The following is a 17574-nucleotide window of genomic DNA, read 5'->3' as shown; positions in this document are numbered from 1 at the left end:
ATTCGACGGCGCCCGGACCTTGGAAAAAGAATGTAGACATACAAACGATTCGTCCACGGTTGTCGCCATCCGCCTCACCCGGCCGTCGGGGTGGCAAGCAGCCACAACCCCAATACCGTATAGCCGATCATCAACACTGTCACCGGCAGATGCGCCCGCAGCTTCCGCCCGGCCAGTTTCAGCGCCAGCACCACGGCCAGCAGATGCGCGCCCAGGATCAGGGTGAACTGGGTCCCCCAGATCGCCCAGACCCAGCCCCGGTCGGTGAGGAAGCCGAACGAGGCCCAGTGGTCCGGCAGTCCCAGCAGCGCCCAGCCGCGGCCCAGCGGATCGTTCAGCGCCGCGATCCCGTATTGCCCCTGGCTCAGCAGCGCGACCAGGTAATGCGCGACATGATAGCCCGCCGAGATCGGCAGGAAGCTCAGCAGCACCGTCCGGCCGGCGCCGCCCAGTGCCACCGCCCCCAGGATCGAGGCCGTGACCAGCCCCCAGGCCACCACCAGCCCCAGCGAGTGGATGCCCATCACCGCCGAACGCCCGGGAAACTCCAGCGGGTTGATCCCGATCCGGCCCAGCCACCAGAAGCTCTCGCTGAGCCCGTCGAAGGTGACACTGGTGATCAGCAGCGTCACCAGCCCGACCTCCCCGGCGCTCAGCACCGGCATGGCGACGATCTGCGCCCCCGGCAGCCCGATCTTCAGCACCGAGCGCCCGTCCTCGCGGTCGCGCCACAGCGGCGCCACCCTGGCGAACAGCGCGAAGGACGCGGTCAGCGCCTCGCCCCGGTCCAGCCAGTCCTCGCCCTCCGCCACCGCCAGCAGGAAGATCGTCAGCCAGTAGAGCCCCGCCACCCGCGCCAGCACCCAGGGGTCCGACGGCGCCAGCGAGACATTCTCGAACCAGGAGAACGCCAGCAGCCCGAGCACCGCCGGCCAGTGACCCAACCGCGACAGCCCGATCCCGCCCCGGCGCCCCAGCAGCCGCCGCACCAGCCGCACCGGCCCGCGCCAGGGCGCGATCGGCCGCCAGAGATCGCCCAGCACCGAGCTCGCCAGCACCAGCGCCACCCAGATTCCCAGCCACAGCACCAGCGGCAGGGGGTTCTCCAGCGGATCGCGATCGCCCCAGGTGCCCGCGGCCAGCAGCCCCAGCAGCGCCGCGAAACCCAGCCAGCTCAGCGCCACGCCCTCGCCCGGCCAGTCCGCCAGCCGCCGGGCGCCAAAGCCCGGCAGGCGCCCGCCCAGGCTGCCGGCGACCACGCCCAGCAACACCGCCAGCCCGGCCCCGACCAGGAAAGGCCCGGTCGGCAGGGTCAGGATCACCATCCGCTCCGAGGCATGGGCATGGGCCGGCCCCGCCAGCGCCAGGGCCAGCGCCGCCGTCAGCCAGGGCGTCCGGGCCGGGCCGGTCACCGCAACCCGTCCTCGCCCTTGACCTGCCAGGCCTCCAGCCCGCCCATCCGGCTGTGCACCCGGCCGCCGCAGGCCATCGCCAGCACGAAGACGATCTCGTCCGGCCGCGGCCCGTCCGGCATCCCCACCGTCATCGCGTCGAAATGGCTCCGCACATAGGCCGCATTGACATGGCCCAGCGGCACGTCCAGCTGGTCGCCGAACCCGCCCACCTTCATCGCCGAGGGCACGATCGCCCGGCTTTCGCCCAGATGCTCGCGCATCGAATAGCCGCCCGGCACATGCCACATCGCGCCATGCTCGATCTCGCCGGCGCTGCCGACGATGGCGCCCTTGCCATAGCCGTCGACCGCCTCCTTGCCGCCCAGCGCCGCGATCAGCCTTGCGCTCATCTGCAGCCCCAGCGGCTTCAGGTCATCCATCGCGCCCTGCAGATCCGCGACATGGCGCCCGGCAAAGGGGTTCTGCACCAGCGCCAGGATCGCCCCGCGCAGCCGCGGCTTCTCCGGCGCCGGGCCGCCGTCATGCGCGATCTCCTCGATCACCAGCGTCGTCTTCCGCAGCCTGAACTCAGCCATATGTCTCCTCCGGTTCCCTCGTCAGCAGAGCCTGCCCGACGATCCGCCGCCGACCCTGCACCATCAGCGCCGCCCCGGCAATCAGCCCGCGCCGGCACAGCGCCTCGGCATAGCCGGCCCCCGCCGCCAGCGCCTCCTCGGCCTCGGCCCGCTGCAGCGGCCCGACCGCCACCGTCACCATCCGCGCCCCCAGATCGCTGTCGCATTGCAGCGTGCAGGCCGGCCGCCGGCGGATCGCCGGATGCCCCGGCAGATCGACCCGGTTGCCGATCATCGTCGCCGCCACATCCGCCGCCGCCGCGGTCCCGGCCAGCACCGTCACCGCATCCGCGATCCCCAGCGAGAAACTCCGCCCGCGCCAGCCCGAAGTGGCGATCCCCCGCACCGCATCGGCCTGCCGGACCGTCACCCGGTCGGCGCTGCCCGCCAGCGCCGCGGTCAGCCGCTGCCCCGCGCCCAGCCACAGCGCGATGTCGCCGCCGTTGTTCACATAGGCCCGGCCCAGCCCGGCGCCATCGCCGACCAGCGCCGCCAGCACCGCCTCGGCCACCGCCCCGGCGACCGCGGCCATCGGAGTCACCCGCTCGGCCCGATAGGGCGCCACCGCCCGGCCCATGACCCGCGCCACCGGCCCCTGCAGCGGCAGCGGCTCGGGGCTGCGCAGCGCCGGAAGTTCCGCCGCCAGCCCCTGCAGCAACCCGTCGAACCGGTCCCGCGCCCGGTCATAGGCCGCCCGGACCGCCGCCGCCCCGGCCGGCCCGGCCCGCAGCGGCATCGCCTCGATCACCAGGTCGATCGGCCCCTGCTGCAGATGCAGCCGCCCGCCCGGCAGGATCGCCGCCTGCACGCTCATTCCGGGTCCGCCCCGGGCCAGCGCGCCAGCTGCGCCCCGGTCGCATATTCGCCCCCGTCCCGGGTCACCTCCTCCACCGAGCGCACCGCCTCGGCATGCCCGCCCAGCGCCAGATAGGCGGCCCGCGGCAGGGTGAACTCCAGCGGCGCCACCAGCGCCGGGGTCGGCACATAGCCGAAGGCGCCCTCCGGCAGGTCCAGCACATCGACCATGAAGGTGATGCCGCCGCCGGGCCAGACATAGACCTCGGCCCCGCCCGAGGTCAGCCGCGTCTCGCGGCTCTGGACCGAGCGGGTCAGCCGCACCGGGTTGCGCGTCACCCCGGCCCGCAGCGAGCCGCCGGCGCCGCCGACGAAGAGCACCGAGCACAGCGACGGCTCGCAGTTCTCGGCGATGATCCCGACGCTCTCGCGCAGCTGCTCCGGCATCGGCCGCGGCTGCGGCACCAGGTCGGCGTCGAGCTCGTAATAGGCGTGATCCTCGCCGGTGGTGGAGACCATCAGCAGCCGCAGCCCCGGTCGCGCGCCCTTCTTCGGGTTCCACGGCCCCAGCATCTGCAGCGGATCGGTCAGCCGGGTGCCGCCCCAGCCCAGCCCGGGTTCCGAGACCCGGAAATACCGCCCCGGGGTCGAGCGGTGGCCGAGGATCCGGATTCCCGTCGGCTCCCAGCCCAGCACCTTGCCGGCCTGGTGCTCGCTGACCACGCCGGTGATGTGATCGTCCACCACCACCACCTCGTCGACCAGCCCGCGCCACTGGCTGGCGAACATGCCGATGGTGGCGCTGCCGCAGCCGACCCGCATCCGCCGTTCCCGAACCCCGTCCACCACCGGCGGCCGGCCGGCCTGCACCACCACGCCGGAGCCGCCCTCGATCTCCAGCTCCACCGCCTCGCCGTTGCACAGCGCCAGCAGCGTCGCGCAGGTCACCCGCCCCTCGGCCTTGCCATGCCCGGTCAGATGCGACACCCCGCCAAGGCTCATCATCTGGCTGCCGTATTCGGCGGTGGTGACATGGCCCACCGCCTCGCCGCCGGCCCGGACCACCGCGCCCTCGGGCCCGAGATGCCGGTCGGTGTCGATCTTCACCTTGACCCCGCAATAGGAAAAGATCGCCTCGGTCACCACCGTGACCATGTCGGCGCCCGCGACCTGCGACGACACGATGAAGGGCGCCGGCTTGTAGTCGGGATAGGTGGTGCCGGCGCCGATCCCGGTCACGAAGGCATCCGCCGGCAACATGCCGTCCTGCCAGTCGGCGCTGGCAAAGGGCACCACCGCGCCGCCCGCCTCCAGGCTGCGCGACAGCATCAGCACCGGATCGGTGCGCACGATCCGCCCCGCCTCGTTGGCATAGCGGTCGCAGGCGCCGCTCTGCCCCGGCGCGATATAGCACATGATCGGGCAGGCATCGCAGCGGATTTTCTCGCTCATCGCCGCCCCCGCATCGCACCGGCGCGGGACGCCGCCCCCGCATCCCGGCGGCCCGGCTTTACCTCGGAAATATCCCGGGGGGTCGCGGGGGGCAGCGCCCCCCGCGCGGGACGGCGCAGGCGCGGCCTGCGGCGGCCCGTGCTGAACAATTCGTTAACCAAGCCGGGCGTCCCCATGGATTTTCTTTTCCGGTCAAATACTTGACCCCCCGTCCCCATGGGGACACCCGCTGAACGGCTCATTTTCCGGCCCTCCGCAGCGCCGCCAGCACCCGATGCGGCAGCGCCGGCAGCCGGGTCAGCTCGGCCCCCGAGGCGTGCCGGATCGCGTTCAGGATCGCCGGGGCGGTCGGGATCAGCACATGCTCGCCCAGCCCCCGCGCTCCGAAAGGGCCCTCCGGGTCCGGCTTCTCGATCAGGATCGAACGCACCGGCGGCACGTCGCCGATCGTCGGGATCAGGTAATCGTGCAGGTTCTCGGTCCGCCCCGGGCGATACTCCTCCATCATCGCCAGCCCGATGCCCTGCGCGATCCCGCCCTCGATCTGGCCCTCGGCCAGCAGCGGGTTGATCGCCCGGCCCAGGTCATGCGCCGCGACGATGTTCAGCAGCCGGACCTTGCCCAGCGCCGGATCGACCTCCAGCTCGACCATCTGCGCGCCATAGCCGTAGACCGCATAGGGAACCCCCTGCCCGTCGGCGTCCAGCGGCTGCGTCGGCGGGTCGTAGCTTTCCTCCGCCGACAGCGCGTAGCCGCGCGCATCCTCGGGCAGCGCCGCCAGCTCGATCCGCCGCACCGCGCCGTCCTCGACGATCAGCGCCCCATCCTCCAGCCGCAACCGCGCCCCGTCCCCGGCATTGGCCAGCCGCAACACCTCCCGGCGCAGCGCCGCCCCCGCCGCCGCCGCCGCGCGGCCGGTGACATAGGTCTGCCGCGAGGCCGAGGTCTTGCCGGCATCCGGAGTCCGCGCCGTGTCGGGTCCGATCCGCCGGAAGTCCGAGACCGGCAGCCCCAGCGCATCGGCGCAGATCTGGGTGATGACGGTGTTCGCACCCTGGCCGATGTCGGTGGCGCCCTGATGCAGCACCAGCTCCCCCGCCGCCGTCAGCCCGACCCGGATCGTCGACGGGTTCGGCAAGGCGGTATTGCCGCAGCCATACCAGCAGGAGGCCACGCCGACGCCGCGCAGCGCCGCGCCGCCGTCCGCCGCATTGGCCCGCGCCGCATCGGCCAGCGCCTTCGTCCAGGGTTCGCGCAATGCCGACAGGCAGTCATGGATTCCGGTCGCGGCCAGCACCTGTCCGGATCCGGTCGTGTCCCCGTCGCGGAAGGCATTGCGCAGCCGGAACTCCAGCCGGTCCAGCCCCGCCGCATCGGCCAGCCGGTCATAGAGCAGTTCCTGCGCGATCGCCGCCTGCGGCACGCCGAAGCCGCGGAACGCGCCGGCGACCGGGCCGTTGGTGTGCACTGCCCAGGCCTCGACCTCGATGTTCGGCGTCCGGTAGGGCCCCGAGGCATGGACCGGCACCCGGTTCGCCACCGTCGGTCCCCAGCTGGCATAGGCGCCGGTGTCGAAGATGCCGTGAAACTGCATCGCGGTGACATGGCCCTCGGCGTCGCAGCCGATCCGCGCGGTGATCCGCGACGGGTGGCGCTTGGTCGATGCCTGCAGGCTCTCGCGCCGCGAATAGACCATCCGCACCGGCCGCCCGGTCTTCAGCACAGCCAGCCCGAGCAGCGGCTGCACCGAGAGATCGAGCTTCGAGCCGAAGCCGCCGCCGACCCCGGTGGGCAGAATCCGCACCCGCTCGGGCGGCAGACCCAGCACCAGGGCGCAATCGTCGCGGTCCATCACCGGCGCCTGGGTGCAGGCCCGGATCACCAGCGTATCGCCGTCGAGCCAGGCCGATCCGGCCTCGGGCTCGATATAGGCGTGCTCGATGAAGGGAGTCTCGAAACAGCCTTCCACGCTGAAGGCCGAATCGGCCAGCGCCGCCCGCGCATCGCCACGCCGCGTGTAGCCCCGGATCATCCGGTTGCCGGGCCGGTCGTGGTGAAGCAGCGGTGCATCCTCGGCCTGCGCCGCGACCGGGTCGGAGAGATCGGGCAGCGCCTCCCAGCTGATCGGAAACCCGGTGAGGTCCGGATCGGCGCCCGGCTCGAACCCGACCAGCGCCACGGCCTCGCCCCGGAACCGGGCCGGGCTTTCGGCCAGTGCCGGCTGGTCGGCAAAGGGCGGGATGACGCCGAACCGGTTGCGGCCCGGAACATCGGCGGCGGTCAGCACCACCGCCACGCCGGGCCGCGACGCGAATTCCGCCAGATCGCCAAAGCGGAACCGGGCATGAGGATGCGGGCTGCGCACCGCCTTGAGAAGCAGCGCAGATTCGGGCCAGTCGTCGGCGCCGAACCGCTCGGCCCCGGTCACCTTGTCCGGCCCGTCGAGCCGCCGCAGCCGGGCGCCGACCGCCGCGCCGGGCTCCGGCGCCGGGTCGGCCACGTCCTCGCGCCATGCATCGCAGACCGCCGCGATGATCTTGCGATAACCCGTGCAGCGGCAGAGCACGCCGCCCAGGGCCGCCTGCGCCTGCGCCTCGCTGGGGCGCGGCACATCTGCCAGCAGCGCAGAGGCCGCGACCAGCATCCCCGGCGTGCAGATGCCGCATTGCGCCGCGCCATGACGCAGAAAGGCGGATTGCAACCGGCTGAGCCGGCCCGCCTCGGCCAGCCCCTCGACGGTCAGCACCTCGGCCCCTTCGACCTGGCCGCAGGCGGTCAGGCAGGCGCAGACCGGGGCGCCGTCCACCAGCACCGTGCAGGCGCCGCAATCGCCGGCGTCGCAGCCGACCTTGGTCCCGCGCGAGGCGCCGCTTTCGCGCAAGAGGTCCGACAGCCGGCGGCGCGGATCGGCGTCGAAGCTGACGGGCTGACCGTTCAGGGTGAAGGCCAGGCTCGGCGCGGCGGCATCCTTCATGTCGTCCCCTCGTCCGGAAGATCGGCCAGAGCGCGGCGCAAGAGCACCGCGGCGGCATCGCCGCGATAGGCGGCCGTGGCGCGGATGTCGTCGAGCGGCGCCAGCGCCGCGGCCACCGTGGCAGGGTCGATCCGGTCGGGTGCCTCGGCGGGTGACGCGCCGATCAGCGCCGCCTCGACCTCCGGCAGCCTTGCCGCCACCGGGCCGCAGGCGCCGACCGCCAGCGCCGCCTCGGCGATCCGCCCGGCCCCGACCCGGACCCGCACCGCGACCATCGCGATCGAGATCACCAGATGCGAGCGGGCACCCAGTTTCAGGAACCGGCTGCGGTCCCGCAGGGCGTCGGCGGGCAGGTGGATGGCGGTCATCAGCTCGCCCGGCTGCAGGGCGGTGCGGCGCGGGCCGGTCAGGAATTCGGCCAGGGGCAGCCGCCGGGTGGCCTGCGCCGAAGCCAGTTCGACCTCTGCCTCCAGGGCCAGCAGGGGCGGCACCCCGTCAGCCGCAGGCGAGGCATTGCAGAGATTGCCGCCGATGGTGCCCCGGCTCTGAATCTGGCGGCCGCCGACCTCGACCGCCGCCTCGGCCAGCGCCGCCCAGCCGGGCGGGCCGGGATGCCGGGCGATCTCGGCCCAGGGCGTCGCCGCGCCGATCCTCAGGCCCGCGTCGGTTTCGGTGATGCCGCAAAGCCCGGCGATCCGGTCGATCGAGAGCACGCGGCCCGACAACCCCGCCCGCTCGGTCGCGGGGAACAGATCGGTGCCGCCGGCCAGGATCAGCGGCCGGTGTTCGGCCAGCAGGGCCAGGGCTTCGGGCAACGCCGTAGGACGGCTGAAGTCCAGCATGGCGGGCGCGCGTCCCCTTTCGGTGCCGGAAAAACTCGTTTGCGTGCAAATTAGTCTGCGCCCGGGACAGCGGCTCTGTCAACGGGGTCGCGACGGGGCATCGGACTTGCCAGCCGGGGGCGCCGGAGGCTATCCCGTTCGGGTGGACGATACCGACGAACCACTCGACCTGCCGAAAGACCCTGCCACGCGCCCCGCCTATGTGCTGGATGCGCAGATCGGCTATCTGCTGCGCCGCGCCACGCAACGGCACCTGTCGATCTTCGCCGCCTTGATCCCCGGGCTGACCACCACGCAATTCGCCGCCCTGGCGCGGCTGGCCGAGCTGGGACCGATGTCGCAGAACCGGCTGGGGCGCGAGACGGCGATGGATGCCGCGACGATCAAGGGCGTGGTCGACCGGCTGCGGACGCAGGGCCTGGTGACCAGCGCCGCCGACCCCGACGACCGGCGCCGGCTGACGGTGCGGCTGTCGGAAAAGGGCGCCGAGGTCTTCGACGCCACGAAGGCCCAAGCGCTGGAAGTCTCGGCCCGCACCCTGGCGCCGCTCAACCGCTCGGAACAAGCCCGGCTGCTGGCCCTGCTGGCACGGCTGACCTGATCCGCCCGGTCAGGCGCCGCCGGGCCGCACCGGAGCGCCGGTCGTCTTGCGGACGATGAGCTCGGCCGAGATTTCCGAAACCGTCAGCGGCATTCCCGGGTCCTCGATCCGGTCCAGCAACACCCGGGCCAACTTGCGCCCCAAATGGTGCGGCGAGACCGCCATGGTGGTCAGCGGCGGGGTCGCGACGGCGGCATCCTGGATGTCGTCGAAGCCGATCACCGAGATGTCGGCCCCGGGGCGCAGGCCGGACCGGAGCAGCGCCAGGCTGGCCCCGAGCGCCACCATGTCGCCGTTGCAGACCACCGCGGTGATTTCGGGATGGGCTTGGTGCAGGGCCAGCATCGCATCCAGCCCGGCGAGCTTGTTGTCCTCGGAATCCCAGATCACGCAGGGGCCGAGCTGCCGTTCCGCGACCGCCTGACGATAGCCCTCGATCCGCTCCTTGCGGACGATGGTCATGTCGGTGCCGCCGAAATAACCGATGTTGCGGTGCCCGAGATCGGCCAGATAGCCGGTTGCGATGGCGGTCGCCTCGGCATTGCGGATCCCGACATGGTCGAAGTCGCGGCGCACCTTGCGCAGGAAGGTGACGGTCGGCATCCCGTGCGCGGCCAGAAGCTCGAAGGTCTCGTCCGGCGTGTCCAGCGCCGGAACCCAGAGCAGCCCGCCGCGGCCGTGGCGAATCACCGCTTCGAGCTGGCGGCTCTGGCGCCGGGCATCGTCGCGGGTGTCGAGGATCGAGACCATATAGCCTTCATCCTCGAGCAGATCGACGACGCCGCCCACCACCTCGGCATTGAACGGGTTCCGGAAGTTGTTGATAACAAAGCCGATTTCCCGGTTCTCGCCGGAACGCATCGCGGCCGCGCGCGAGTCGGTCACATAGTGCAGATCCTTGGCTGCCCGCAGCACCTTGTCGCGGGTCTGTTCGGAAATGCGGCCAGTGCCGCGCAGGACCTGGCTGACGGTCGGAATCGAGACACCGGCCCGTTTGGCGACCGTGCCCAACGTCGGTTTGCCTGACATCTGACTCCCTGCTCGACAGATATATCGATTAGGCAAAAACTGCGCGAAATCGGCTTTGAAAGCAACGGGGAACTGCTATCCTAGCCCGATTTGCCCCCATTCTTGACAAAAACGTCGGAAGAAATGCTGTTGACACGTGATATATCGTTATATCACACTTAGGCATCAGGTGTCCGGATTCGCAGCCTGTCCCGGGGACAGTCCGACCGGCGCGCCATCCATCGAAGCCGCACCGTGCCCGGCGCGGAAAAGGCCAACTGACGACGAGTCCGGCGGGAGGCCGGGTTCGAACTTCACCTTCCGGGAGGAACCATGACCCTATTCTCCAAGATCGCGGGCGTTGCGTCCGGTGTCGCCCTCTCCTGCACGGCCATGGCGGCGCAGGCGGATGTCCTGTTCTGGTCGACCCAGGCCAAGCCGGTGGAAGAAAGCCAGGCCATGCGCGAGCAGGTCCTGGCCGGCGCCGGGCAAGGCGTCGATTACCAGCCGAACGATGCCGGCCCCTGGCTGACCCGCCTGAACGCCGAGCTGCAATCCGGATCGGGCACGATCGGCGTGCTGGGCGGGCTGCATGGCGATTTCGCGGCGATGAGCCCCGACGACCTGGTCGATCTGAGCGACCTCGGCGTCTCTTCCGCCAGCGAGACCTTCAACACCCTGGCCATGCTGGGCACCGACAAGATGCTCTACATCCCCTGGATGCAGGCCAGCTACATCATGGCCGCCAACAAGGAGGCGCTGCCCTATCTGCCGGAGGGGGCCGATATCGACGCGCTGACCTATGACCAGCTGATCGAATGGGCGGCCAATGTCCACGAGGCGACGGGCGAACCGAAATTCGGCTTTCCCGCCGGCCCCAAGGGGCTGAAGCATCGCTTCTTCCAGGGCTATCTGTATCCGTCCTATACCAACGGCGTGGTCCGCACCTTCGCCTCGGATGACGCCGTCGTCGCCTGGGAGAAGTTCCGCGAGCTCTGGGAACATACCAACCCGGCCTCGACCAATTTCTCGTTCATGCAGGAACAGCTCCTGTCCGGCGATGCCTGGATCGTCTTCGATCACACCTCGCGCCTGGCGCAGGCCTTCAATGACCGTCCGGATGACTTCGTCGCCTTCCCGGCCCCCGCCGGTCCGGCCGGCCGGGGCTTCATGCCGGTGCTCGCCGGGGTCGCGATCCCGCGCACCGCGCCCGACATGGAGGCCGCCAAGGCCCTGGTGAAATACATGCTGGCCCCCGAAACCCAGATCGCCACGCTGCGCGCGACCAACTTCTTCCCGGTCGTTGACGTTGCGCTGCCCGACGACCTGCCGCCTTCGGTGCAGGCTGCCGGGGCCGCCGTCGCCAAGATGAGCGCCTCACCCGACGCCAACCCCGGGCTGCTGCCCGCGGGCCTGGGCGACAAGGGCGGCGAGTTCAACCGGGTCTTCGTCGACGCCTTCGAGCGCATCGTGCTGGCCCGCCAGGACATCCGCGCGGTGCTGGACGACGAGAAGGGCAAGCTGGCCGCGATCATGGAAGAGACCGGCGCCCCCTGCTGGGCCCCTGACGCGCCCTCGGAAGGCGCCTGCCCGGTCGAGTAACCGCCACTGACCCTGTCCGGGCCGACAAGGCCCGGACTCCCCCAAAATCGCAGTCGGCGCCACGGCGCCAGTCAGGAGCACAGAGATGAGCGCCCGGGTATTGCCCTATGTCCTGATCCTGCCGGTCACGTTGTTTCTGTGCCTGTTCTTTCTCTATCCCTTCATCCTTGTCTCGCAGCAGGCCTTCAGCAACGGCTCCGAGCTGACGCTCGACAATTTCCGCGAAGTCACCTCGCACTGGAAATTCCCGATCTCGATGAAGAACACGCTGCTGCTGGCTGCGGTGGTGGTGCCGATACAGGTGGCGCTGGCGCTGCTGATGGCCACGATGGTCAGCAAGATGGGCAAGGGCCGCGATCTGGTGCTCTACATCTGGACGATTCCGCTGGGCATTTCCGATCTGGCCGCCGGGATCATCTGGCTGGCGATCTTCGATCAGTCGGGCTTCCTGAACTCGATGATGCACGGGCTGGGGGTCATCGACAAACCGCTGAACCTGCTGTCCTACCAGCATCCCGGTGTGGTCTTCCTGGCCATTGCCCTGGCCGAGATCTGGCGCGCGACGGCGATCATGCTGGTGATCCTGGTGGCCGGCATCGGGTTGATCCCCAAGGAATATTACGAGGCGGCCGAGGTCTTTGGCGCCTCGCCCTGGAAACGTTTCCTGCGCATCACCCTGCCGCTGCTGCGGCCCAGCCTGCAGACCGCGTTGGTGCTCCGCGTGATCCTGGCCTTCGAGATTTTCGCCGTGGTCGCCGCACTGGGCGGCACCCTGTTCCCGGTGCTGATGGGCGAGACCTATGCCTATCAGTTCGACCTGCTCAACAGCCGTGCCGCCGCCGCCATGGCGCTGATCATCCTGGGGATCTCGATCGGCTTCACCCTGATCATCCTGCGCGTGCTGCGGGTCCCGAAAGGAGCCTCGATATGACCGATGCCGTCGCAAGCGCCCCGGGCGCCGACACCCGCAAGTCGGCACGGTTTCTCTATGTCTCGGCGGTGGTCTTTCTCTGCGCCTGGGTGCTGGTGCCGATCTACTTCCTGCTGATCAACACCCTGTCCTCTCCCGAGACGGTGACCAGCTTTCCGAAACCCTTCCTGCCAGAGTTCGACATGGGCAGCCTGACCTTCTTTGCCGGTTTCGCGGGCATCCTGACGGCGCTGAAGAATTCGGTGGTCGTCGCCGGCATGACGATGGTCATGTCGATCGTCATCGGGGCGCCGGCGGGCTATGCCCTGTCGCGGTTCGAGTTTCGCGGCAAGGGGCTGTTCCGGCTGCTGATCCTGCTGACCCGGGCCTTTCCGCTGCCGCTTCTGGCGCTGCCGCTGGCGGTGCTGTTCATCCGCACCGGGCTGGACGACACCGCCTTCGGCCTGGCGATCGTCCATACCACGCTGGCGATCCCCTTCGCGGTGCTGATCACCTTCTCGCTGTTTTCGGGCATTCCGATCGAGCTGGAAGAGGCGGCCTGGACGCTGGGCTGCACCCGGCTGACCGCCTTTACCAAGGTGGTGCTGCCGCTGATCCTGCCCGGCATCGCGGCCAGCGCGATCTTTGCCTTCGTCATCTCGTGGAACGAGGTCTTTGCGGCCGCGGTGCTGACCATCGAGAACCGGACCCTGACCGCCTTCCTGCTGCAGAACCTCGACACCTCGCCGCTGCATCTGAAATTCGCCGGCGGCTTCATCCTCGTCGTGCCGGCGCTGATCTTCATCTTCGCGGTGCGCAAATACCTCTTCGCCATGTGGGGCATCGCCAACCGCTGAGGCGAGGGGCGGCCAGTCAAAGGAACCAGCGCTATGGCTGAAATCCAGATCAAGAACGTCGCCAAGATCTTCGGCGCCTATCAGGCGCTGCATGACATCAACCTGACCATCGCGGATCAGGAGTTCATGGTGCTTCTCGGCGCCTCGGGCTGCGGGAAGTCTACCCTGCTGCGGATCATCGCCGGGCTGGAGACCGCCACGACGGGCGAGGTCTGGATCGGCGGCCGGCGGATCGACCACCTGTCGCCCAAGGATCGCGGCATCGCGATGGTGTTCCAGAACTATGCCGTCTTTCCGCATCTGACCGTGTTCGAGAACATCGGCTTCGGGCTGCGGATGCAGAAACTGCCCAATGACGAGGTGACGCGCCGGGTCGAGAAGACCGCGACGCTGATGCATATCGAGCAGTTGCTGAAACGCTATTCGGGCGAGCTTTCGGGCGGCCAGCGGCAGCGGGTCGCGGTGGCGCGGGCGCTGGCGATGGAGCCGGACGTGATCCTGATGGACGAGCCGCTGTCGAATCTCGACGCGCTGTTGCGGATGGAGATGCGGGCCGAGCTGAAGGGCGTGCTGGCCGACAGCAAGACCACGGCGATCTATGTGACCCACGATCAGGTCGAGGCGATGAGCATGGCCGACCGGATCAGCGTCATGCACCAGGGCAAGATCATCCAGGCGGCGGCGCCGATCGAGGTCTATCGCAACCCGTCCGCCGAATTCGTGGCCAGCTTCATCGGCAATCCGCCGATGAACTTCCTGCCGGCGCGGCCCGCGGGTGCCGGACGATGGACCGTCGCCGGCCAGACCTTCGACGGGCCGCAAGCCGACAGGGCCGCGCTGCAATTCGCGATCCGGCCCGAGGACATGCAACCGGCAGAGCAGGGGCTGACCGCGCTCGCCAAGGTCGTCGAACCGCTGGGCGCGCATCTGCTGGTGACCTGCGAGGTCGAAGGCAAGCTGTTCCGGGTCATCCTGGACAGCGACATGAAGGTGCGCCCTGGCGAGACCCTGACCCTGGCCCCGCAACCGGACCGCATACGCTGGTTCGACCCCGAAACCACCCTGGCGGTTGCCTGAGAACACAATGACACAAGACATGATCGAGACAGCCCGTCAGGTGCTGCGCAACAACGACCGCGGCTTCTACACCGTTCCGACCAAGGGTCTCTACCCCTTCCAGTGGAACTGGGACAGCGCCCTGAGCGCGCTTGGCTTCGCGCATTTCGACGAGCCCCGGGCCTGGACCGAGATCGACACGCTCTTCGCCCATCAATGGGACGACGGGATGGTGCCGCATATCATCTTCCACCAGCGCGACGAGGGCTATTATCCCGGGCCGGATGTCTGGGACACCGGGCGCGAGGTGCCGACCTCGGGGATCACCCAGCCGCCGGTCGCCGGCTTTGCGGTGCGGCGGATCTTCGACCGGGCGCAGGACAAGACATTGGCGGCCGAGCGGGCGCGGGCGCTGCTGCCGCGCATCCATGCCTGGCACCAGTGGTTCTTCCGCTGCCGCGATCCGCAGCACAGCGGGCTGGTGGCGATCATCCACCCCTGGGAATCCGGGCGCGACAACTCAGTTGACTGGGACGACGCCTTCCAGCGGGTGCCGACCGACGGCGTGCTGCCGTTCAACCGCCGCGACACCAGCCATGCCGACCCGGCGCATCGCCCGACCGACGAGCAATACAAGCGCTACATCTGGCTGGTCCAGCGGTTCCGCGGCCTCGGCTGGGACAATGCCGCGCTGCATGACGCCTCGCCCTTCCAGGTCGTCGATCCGGGGTTCAACGCGATCCTGATCCGCTCCTGCGCCGATCTGGCGGCCCTGGCCGAAGAACTGGGAGAGCCGCGGATCGCGGCCGAGTCGCGGGCCATGGCCGAGCGCGGGATCGCCGCGATGGAAACCCTGTGGAGTGCCGCGCGCGGCCAGTATCTCTGCCTCGACCGGAGCATCGGCCGCCTGATCGACAGCCCCTCGGTCGGCGGTCTTCTGGCGGCCTTCGCGCCGCTGCCCCCAGGGCGGGTCGCGGCCCTTGCCCGCCGGATCGGGTCGCTGGCCGAGCATTGCCGCTACCTGGTGCCCAGCCACGACCCCACCACGCCCGAGTTCGACAGCCTGCGCTACTGGCGCGGGCCGGTCTGGCTGGTGGTCAACTACATGATCGCCGACGGGCTGGAGCAGGCCGGGCAGGTGGAACTCGCCGGCCGGATCAAGGCCGACAGCCTGCGGCTGATCCGGCAGAGCGGCTTTGCCGAGTATTACGACCCGAACACCGCCGAGCCCTGCGGCGGCGGGCAGTTCACCTGGACCGCCGCGATGGTGATCGAGATGCTCGAAACCCATGCCGGTGCCGGGGATGCCCCGGCCTGAGCGCTTCGGGCGGCGGCGGTCGATCCTGTCTGGTCATCGGCCTGCCAGCCGACTATAGGCGGACCCATGACCGAGACCCTGCCCCCCTGCCCCGAATGCAACTCCGCATACACCTATCAGATGGACGCGCTGCTGATCTGTCCCGAATGCGGCCATGAATGGTCGCCCGATGCGGCGTCCGAGGATGCCGCCGAGGTGCGCGACAGCGTCGGCAATGTCCTGAAGGACGGCGACACCGTGACGGTCATCAAGGACCTGAAGCTCAAGGGCTCGTCCACGGTGCTCAAGGTCGGGACCAAGGTTCGCGGCATCCGGCTGGTCGATGGCGATCATGACATCGACTGCAAGGTGCCGGGGATCGGGCAGATGGGACTGAAGTCCCAGTTCGTCAAGAAGGTGGCCGACTGACCCGGGCGGCCCGGCCTGCCTATTCGGCGCGCCCCTCGCAGAAGCTCAGCCCCACGCCGGCCTCGGCCAGCAGCGTTTCGGCGACCACGAAACTGTGGTCCAGCGCGCCGTCGTTCTGCGGGCGCGGCGGGCAGACGACCCGGGCAATCCCGCTCTGGATGATGGCGCGGGCGCAATCGGCGCAGGGGAAGCGGTTGACGTAGATCGTGCAGCCCTCCACCGCGGTTCCGGCCCGGGCGGCATTGTAGATCGCGTTGCGCTCGGCATGTTCGACCCAGTGGAACTTCTCGCCGCTGGCCCGGTCATATCGGGCATCCTCATGGCCGCCGACGCCGCGCGGCAGGCCGTTGTAGCCCGAAGCCCGCACCTCATGCGCCGCGCCGACGATCACCGCGCCAACATGGCGGTCGCGGTCGTCGGACCAGCTGGCGATCAGATCGGCCAGGTCGAGAAATCGGCGGGTCCAGAGCGTTTCCTCGGCCATCACGCCACCGCGCTGTCGGCGTGGGACAGGTCGATCGCGTCCAGCGCCGCCCGCGCCTGGGCGGTCAGGGCCGTGAAGGGGGGCAGAACCTCTTCCCAACTGGGATCGCCACTGCGCCGGCCGACCAGATACTTGATCGCCGGGATGAGCGGCTGCGCCGAGACCGAGCCGCGGATCGTGGCAATCCTGTCGGCCAGCCCGGTCTCGCCGGCCCAGAGCCGGCCGCAGAGCGGTGCCGAAAGGTTGACGGTGGCCGAGATGCAGCCAGCGAACCCCGAACTCCTGGCCTCGGGCAGGGATGTCTCGGAACTGGGCAGCACGATGAACCCCGGCAGCGCCGAAGCGATGCCGCGGCAATAGGCGAGATCGCCCGAGGAATCCTTGATCCCGCAGAACCGTTCCGGTGCCGCGCGGTGCAGGCGTTCGATCACCGATTGCGAGATCACGATCCCGGTCATCTGCGGAAAGTTGTAGAAGTAGAGCCGGATCGGCCGCGCCCCGAGCGCCGCGTGCAGCGCCATGTACCAGCGATAGAGACCGTCGTCGGTCGCGGGCTTGTAGTAGTAGGGCGGCAACACCAGCGCCACCGCGAAACCCAGCCTGTCGGCCTCGGTTGTCAGCGCCACGGTCTCGGCCAGAGACGGGGTGCCGGTGCCGACCATCAGCCGCTCGCCCCCAAGTTCCTCCGCCGCCCAGCCCATCACCCGCCCCCGGGTCGCGCCGTCGAAGGAATTGGCCTCGCCGGTCGAGCCCAGGACATTCAGCCCGTCGCAGCCATTCGCCAGCGCCCAGCGGCAATGTTCGACAAACAGCTCGCGGATCGGGGCCCCGGAGGCGTCGATCGGGGTGGGGACGGCGGCAATGATGCCCTGCATGGGTCGATCCTTCTTCAGTTGGTTTGGCGCCCGGAGCGCGGCGCGATGTCGGCGATCCGCGGATGGTCCGGCATCGGCGGGTCGGCCCGGGACCAGCCTCCTGGTTCGGTCAGTTGGCCAAGGGCGTCGAAGAACGCCTCGGCATTGATCCGGGCGAATTCGGCCTCCCCCGGTTCCAGCTCGTCGTCATAGCGGATCGCATCGACCGGGCAGATGGTTTCGCACAGGCCGCATTCGATGCATTCGGTCGGGTGGATGTAATACATCCGCTCGCTTTCATAGATGCAATCCACCGGGCAGACCGTCGTGCAGCTGCCGTCCTTGACGTCGATGCATTCGCTCTTGATGACCAGCGCCATCTCA

General features: G+C 69.6%; 17 protein-coding genes. 7 read left to right on the top strand and 10 right to left on the bottom strand.

The annotated features are described in order from the left end of the window. Positions 1-74 precede the first annotated feature (74 nt). The 6 genes from NUW50_RS11930 to NUW50_RS11905 form a co-directional block, all read right to left on the bottom strand. A complete protein-coding gene (locus tag NUW50_RS11930; RefSeq protein ID WP_258289363.1) occupies positions 75-1412 on the bottom strand; it encodes a hypothetical protein in 1338 nt (445 codons plus the stop codon). After that, on the bottom strand, positions 1409-1990 hold the full coding sequence (locus NUW50_RS11925; protein WP_258289362.1) for an amino acid synthesis family protein: 582 nt from the start codon (positions 1988-1990) through the stop codon (positions 1409-1411). Before NUW50_RS11925 ends, NUW50_RS11930 begins: the two co-directional genes overlap by 4 nt. Then, positions 1983-2843 (bottom strand): UPF0280 family protein, encoded by an 861-nt coding sequence (locus NUW50_RS11920; RefSeq protein ID WP_258289361.1) that lies wholly within the window; start codon positions 2841-2843, stop codon positions 1983-1985. Before NUW50_RS11920 ends, NUW50_RS11925 begins: the two co-directional genes overlap by 8 nt. After that, positions 2840-4276 (bottom strand): 6-hydroxynicotinate reductase, encoded by a 1437-nt coding sequence (locus NUW50_RS11915; protein ID WP_258289360.1) that lies wholly within the window; start codon positions 4274-4276, stop codon positions 2840-2842. Before NUW50_RS11915 ends, NUW50_RS11920 begins: the two co-directional genes overlap by 4 nt. Positions 4277-4514: 238 nt before the next feature. Next, positions 4515-7250, bottom strand: a complete 2736-nt coding sequence (locus NUW50_RS11910) for a molybdopterin-dependent oxidoreductase (protein WP_258289359.1) — start codon at positions 7248-7250, stop codon at positions 4515-4517. Next, positions 7247-8092 carry an FAD binding domain-containing protein gene (locus NUW50_RS11905; RefSeq protein ID WP_338001357.1) on the bottom strand — a complete coding sequence of 282 codons (846 nt, stop codon included), beginning with the start codon at positions 8090-8092 and terminating at the stop codon, positions 7247-7249. The genes NUW50_RS11910 and NUW50_RS11905 overlap by 4 nt, the downstream gene beginning before the upstream one ends. Positions 8093-8234: 142 nt before the next feature. Between NUW50_RS11905 and NUW50_RS11900 the strand changes: the two genes are divergently transcribed. Beyond that, positions 8235-8693 carry a MarR family winged helix-turn-helix transcriptional regulator gene (locus tag NUW50_RS11900; RefSeq protein ID WP_258289358.1) on the top strand — a complete coding sequence of 153 codons (459 nt, stop codon included), beginning with the start codon at positions 8235-8237 and terminating at the stop codon, positions 8691-8693. A gap of 9 nt (positions 8694-8702) precedes the next feature. On the opposite strand, the gene NUW50_RS11895 is transcribed toward NUW50_RS11900, so the two are convergent. Next, entirely contained in the window at positions 8703-9722 is a 1020-nt protein-coding gene (locus NUW50_RS11895; RefSeq protein ID WP_258289357.1) for a LacI family DNA-binding transcriptional regulator, read from the bottom strand. A gap of 312 nt (positions 9723-10034) precedes the next feature. Here NUW50_RS11895 and NUW50_RS11890 point away from each other — a divergent pair, with 312 nt between their 5' ends. From NUW50_RS11890 to NUW50_RS11865, 6 genes are all read left to right on the top strand, one after another. Further along, positions 10035-11303 (top strand): ABC transporter substrate-binding protein, encoded by a 1269-nt coding sequence (locus NUW50_RS11890; protein ID WP_258289356.1) that lies wholly within the window; start codon positions 10035-10037, stop codon positions 11301-11303. 85 nt (positions 11304-11388) lie between these two features. Next, the gene (locus NUW50_RS11885; RefSeq protein ID WP_258289355.1) at positions 11389-12234 is read left to right on the top strand and encodes a carbohydrate ABC transporter permease; all 846 of its coding nucleotides are present in this window, start codon (positions 11389-11391) and stop codon (positions 12232-12234) included. After that, positions 12231-13070, top strand: coding sequence for a carbohydrate ABC transporter permease (locus NUW50_RS11880; RefSeq protein WP_258289354.1), 840 nt, complete (start codon positions 12231-12233; stop codon positions 13068-13070). Before NUW50_RS11885 ends, NUW50_RS11880 begins: the two co-directional genes overlap by 4 nt. A 33-nt stretch (positions 13071-13103) precedes the next feature. Next, positions 13104-14147 carry an ABC transporter ATP-binding protein gene (locus NUW50_RS11875; protein ID WP_258289353.1) on the top strand — a complete coding sequence of 348 codons (1044 nt, stop codon included), beginning with the start codon at positions 13104-13106 and terminating at the stop codon, positions 14145-14147. A 19-nt stretch (positions 14148-14166) separates the two neighbouring features. Then, complete coding sequence (locus tag NUW50_RS11870) at positions 14167-15444, top strand: amylo-alpha-1,6-glucosidase (RefSeq protein ID WP_258289352.1); 1278 nt, start codon at positions 14167-14169, stop codon at positions 15442-15444. Between the two features lie 66 nt (positions 15445-15510). Then, positions 15511-15852 (top strand): zinc ribbon domain-containing protein YjdM, encoded by a 342-nt coding sequence (locus tag NUW50_RS11865; protein WP_258289351.1) that lies wholly within the window; start codon positions 15511-15513, stop codon positions 15850-15852. A 19-nt stretch (positions 15853-15871) separates the two neighbouring features. Here the strand turns inward: NUW50_RS11865 and NUW50_RS11860 are convergent, their stop codons facing one another. Genes NUW50_RS11860 through NUW50_RS11850 form a run of 3 tightly spaced genes read right to left on the bottom strand, consistent with a single transcriptional unit; the run spans position 15872 to position 17570 of the window. Further along, entirely contained in the window at positions 15872-16336 is a 465-nt protein-coding gene (locus tag NUW50_RS11860) for a deoxycytidylate deaminase (protein WP_258289350.1), read from the bottom strand. Beyond that, positions 16336-17211: a dihydrodipicolinate synthase family protein gene (locus NUW50_RS11855; RefSeq protein WP_258289349.1), complete on the bottom strand. Its 876-nt coding sequence runs from the start codon at positions 17209-17211 to the stop codon at positions 16336-16338. The genes NUW50_RS11860 and NUW50_RS11855 overlap by 1 nt, the downstream gene beginning before the upstream one ends. 14 nt (positions 17212-17225) lie before the next feature. Then, positions 17226-17570: an indolepyruvate ferredoxin oxidoreductase subunit alpha gene (locus NUW50_RS11850; RefSeq protein WP_258289348.1), complete on the bottom strand. Its 345-nt coding sequence runs from the start codon at positions 17568-17570 to the stop codon at positions 17226-17228. Positions 17571-17574 lie beyond the last annotated feature (4 nt).

It is taken from the genome of Frigidibacter sp. ROC022 (genome assembly GCF_024723735.1).
In the GTDB taxonomy this organism is placed as follows: Bacteria; Pseudomonadota; Alphaproteobacteria; order Rhodobacterales; family Rhodobacteraceae; genus SLM-1.
The sequence above is the reverse complement of the archived record's forward strand: the minus strand, read 5'-3'. Positions and strand labels throughout refer to the sequence as shown.

Bases quoted from the DNA above. Each gene is read 5' to 3' on its own strand.
- NUW50_RS11925 (WP_258289362.1), bottom strand. From the start codon at position 1,990: ATGGCTGAGTTCAGGCTGCGGAAGACGACGCTGGTGATCGAGGAGATC.
- NUW50_RS11920 (WP_258289361.1), bottom strand. From the start codon at position 2,843: ATGAGCGTGCAGGCGGCGATCCTGCCGGGCGGGCGGCTGCATCTGCAG.
- NUW50_RS11915 (WP_258289360.1), bottom strand. From the start codon at position 4,276: ATGAGCGAGAAAATCCGCTGCGATGCCTGCCCGATCATGTGCTATATC.
- NUW50_RS11910 (WP_258289359.1), bottom strand. From the start codon at position 7,250: ATGAAGGATGCCGCCGCGCCGAGCCTGGCCTTCACCCTGAACGGTCAG.
- NUW50_RS11905 (WP_338001357.1), bottom strand. From the start codon at position 8,092: ATGCTGGACTTCAGCCGTCCTACGGCGTTGCCCGAAGCCCTGGCCCTG.
- NUW50_RS11895 (WP_258289357.1), bottom strand. From the start codon at position 9,722: ATGTCAGGCAAACCGACGTTGGGCACGGTCGCCAAACGGGCCGGTGTC.
- NUW50_RS11890 (WP_258289356.1), top strand. From the start codon at position 10,035: ATGACCCTATTCTCCAAGATCGCGGGCGTTGCGTCCGGTGTCGCCCTC.
- NUW50_RS11885 (WP_258289355.1), top strand. From the start codon at position 11,389: ATGAGCGCCCGGGTATTGCCCTATGTCCTGATCCTGCCGGTCACGTTG.
- NUW50_RS11880 (WP_258289354.1), top strand. From the start codon at position 12,231: ATGACCGATGCCGTCGCAAGCGCCCCGGGCGCCGACACCCGCAAGTCG.
- NUW50_RS11875 (WP_258289353.1), top strand. From the start codon at position 13,104: ATGGCTGAAATCCAGATCAAGAACGTCGCCAAGATCTTCGGCGCCTAT.
- NUW50_RS11870 (WP_258289352.1), top strand. From the start codon at position 14,167: ATGATCGAGACAGCCCGTCAGGTGCTGCGCAACAACGACCGCGGCTTC.
- NUW50_RS11865 (WP_258289351.1), top strand. From the start codon at position 15,511: ATGACCGAGACCCTGCCCCCCTGCCCCGAATGCAACTCCGCATACACC.
- NUW50_RS11860 (WP_258289350.1), bottom strand. From the start codon at position 16,336: ATGGCCGAGGAAACGCTCTGGACCCGCCGATTTCTCGACCTGGCCGAT.
- NUW50_RS11855 (WP_258289349.1), bottom strand. From the start codon at position 17,211: ATGCAGGGCATCATTGCCGCCGTCCCCACCCCGATCGACGCCTCCGGG.
- NUW50_RS11850 (WP_258289348.1), bottom strand. From the start codon at position 17,570: ATGGCGCTGGTCATCAAGAGCGAATGCATCGACGTCAAGGACGGCAGC.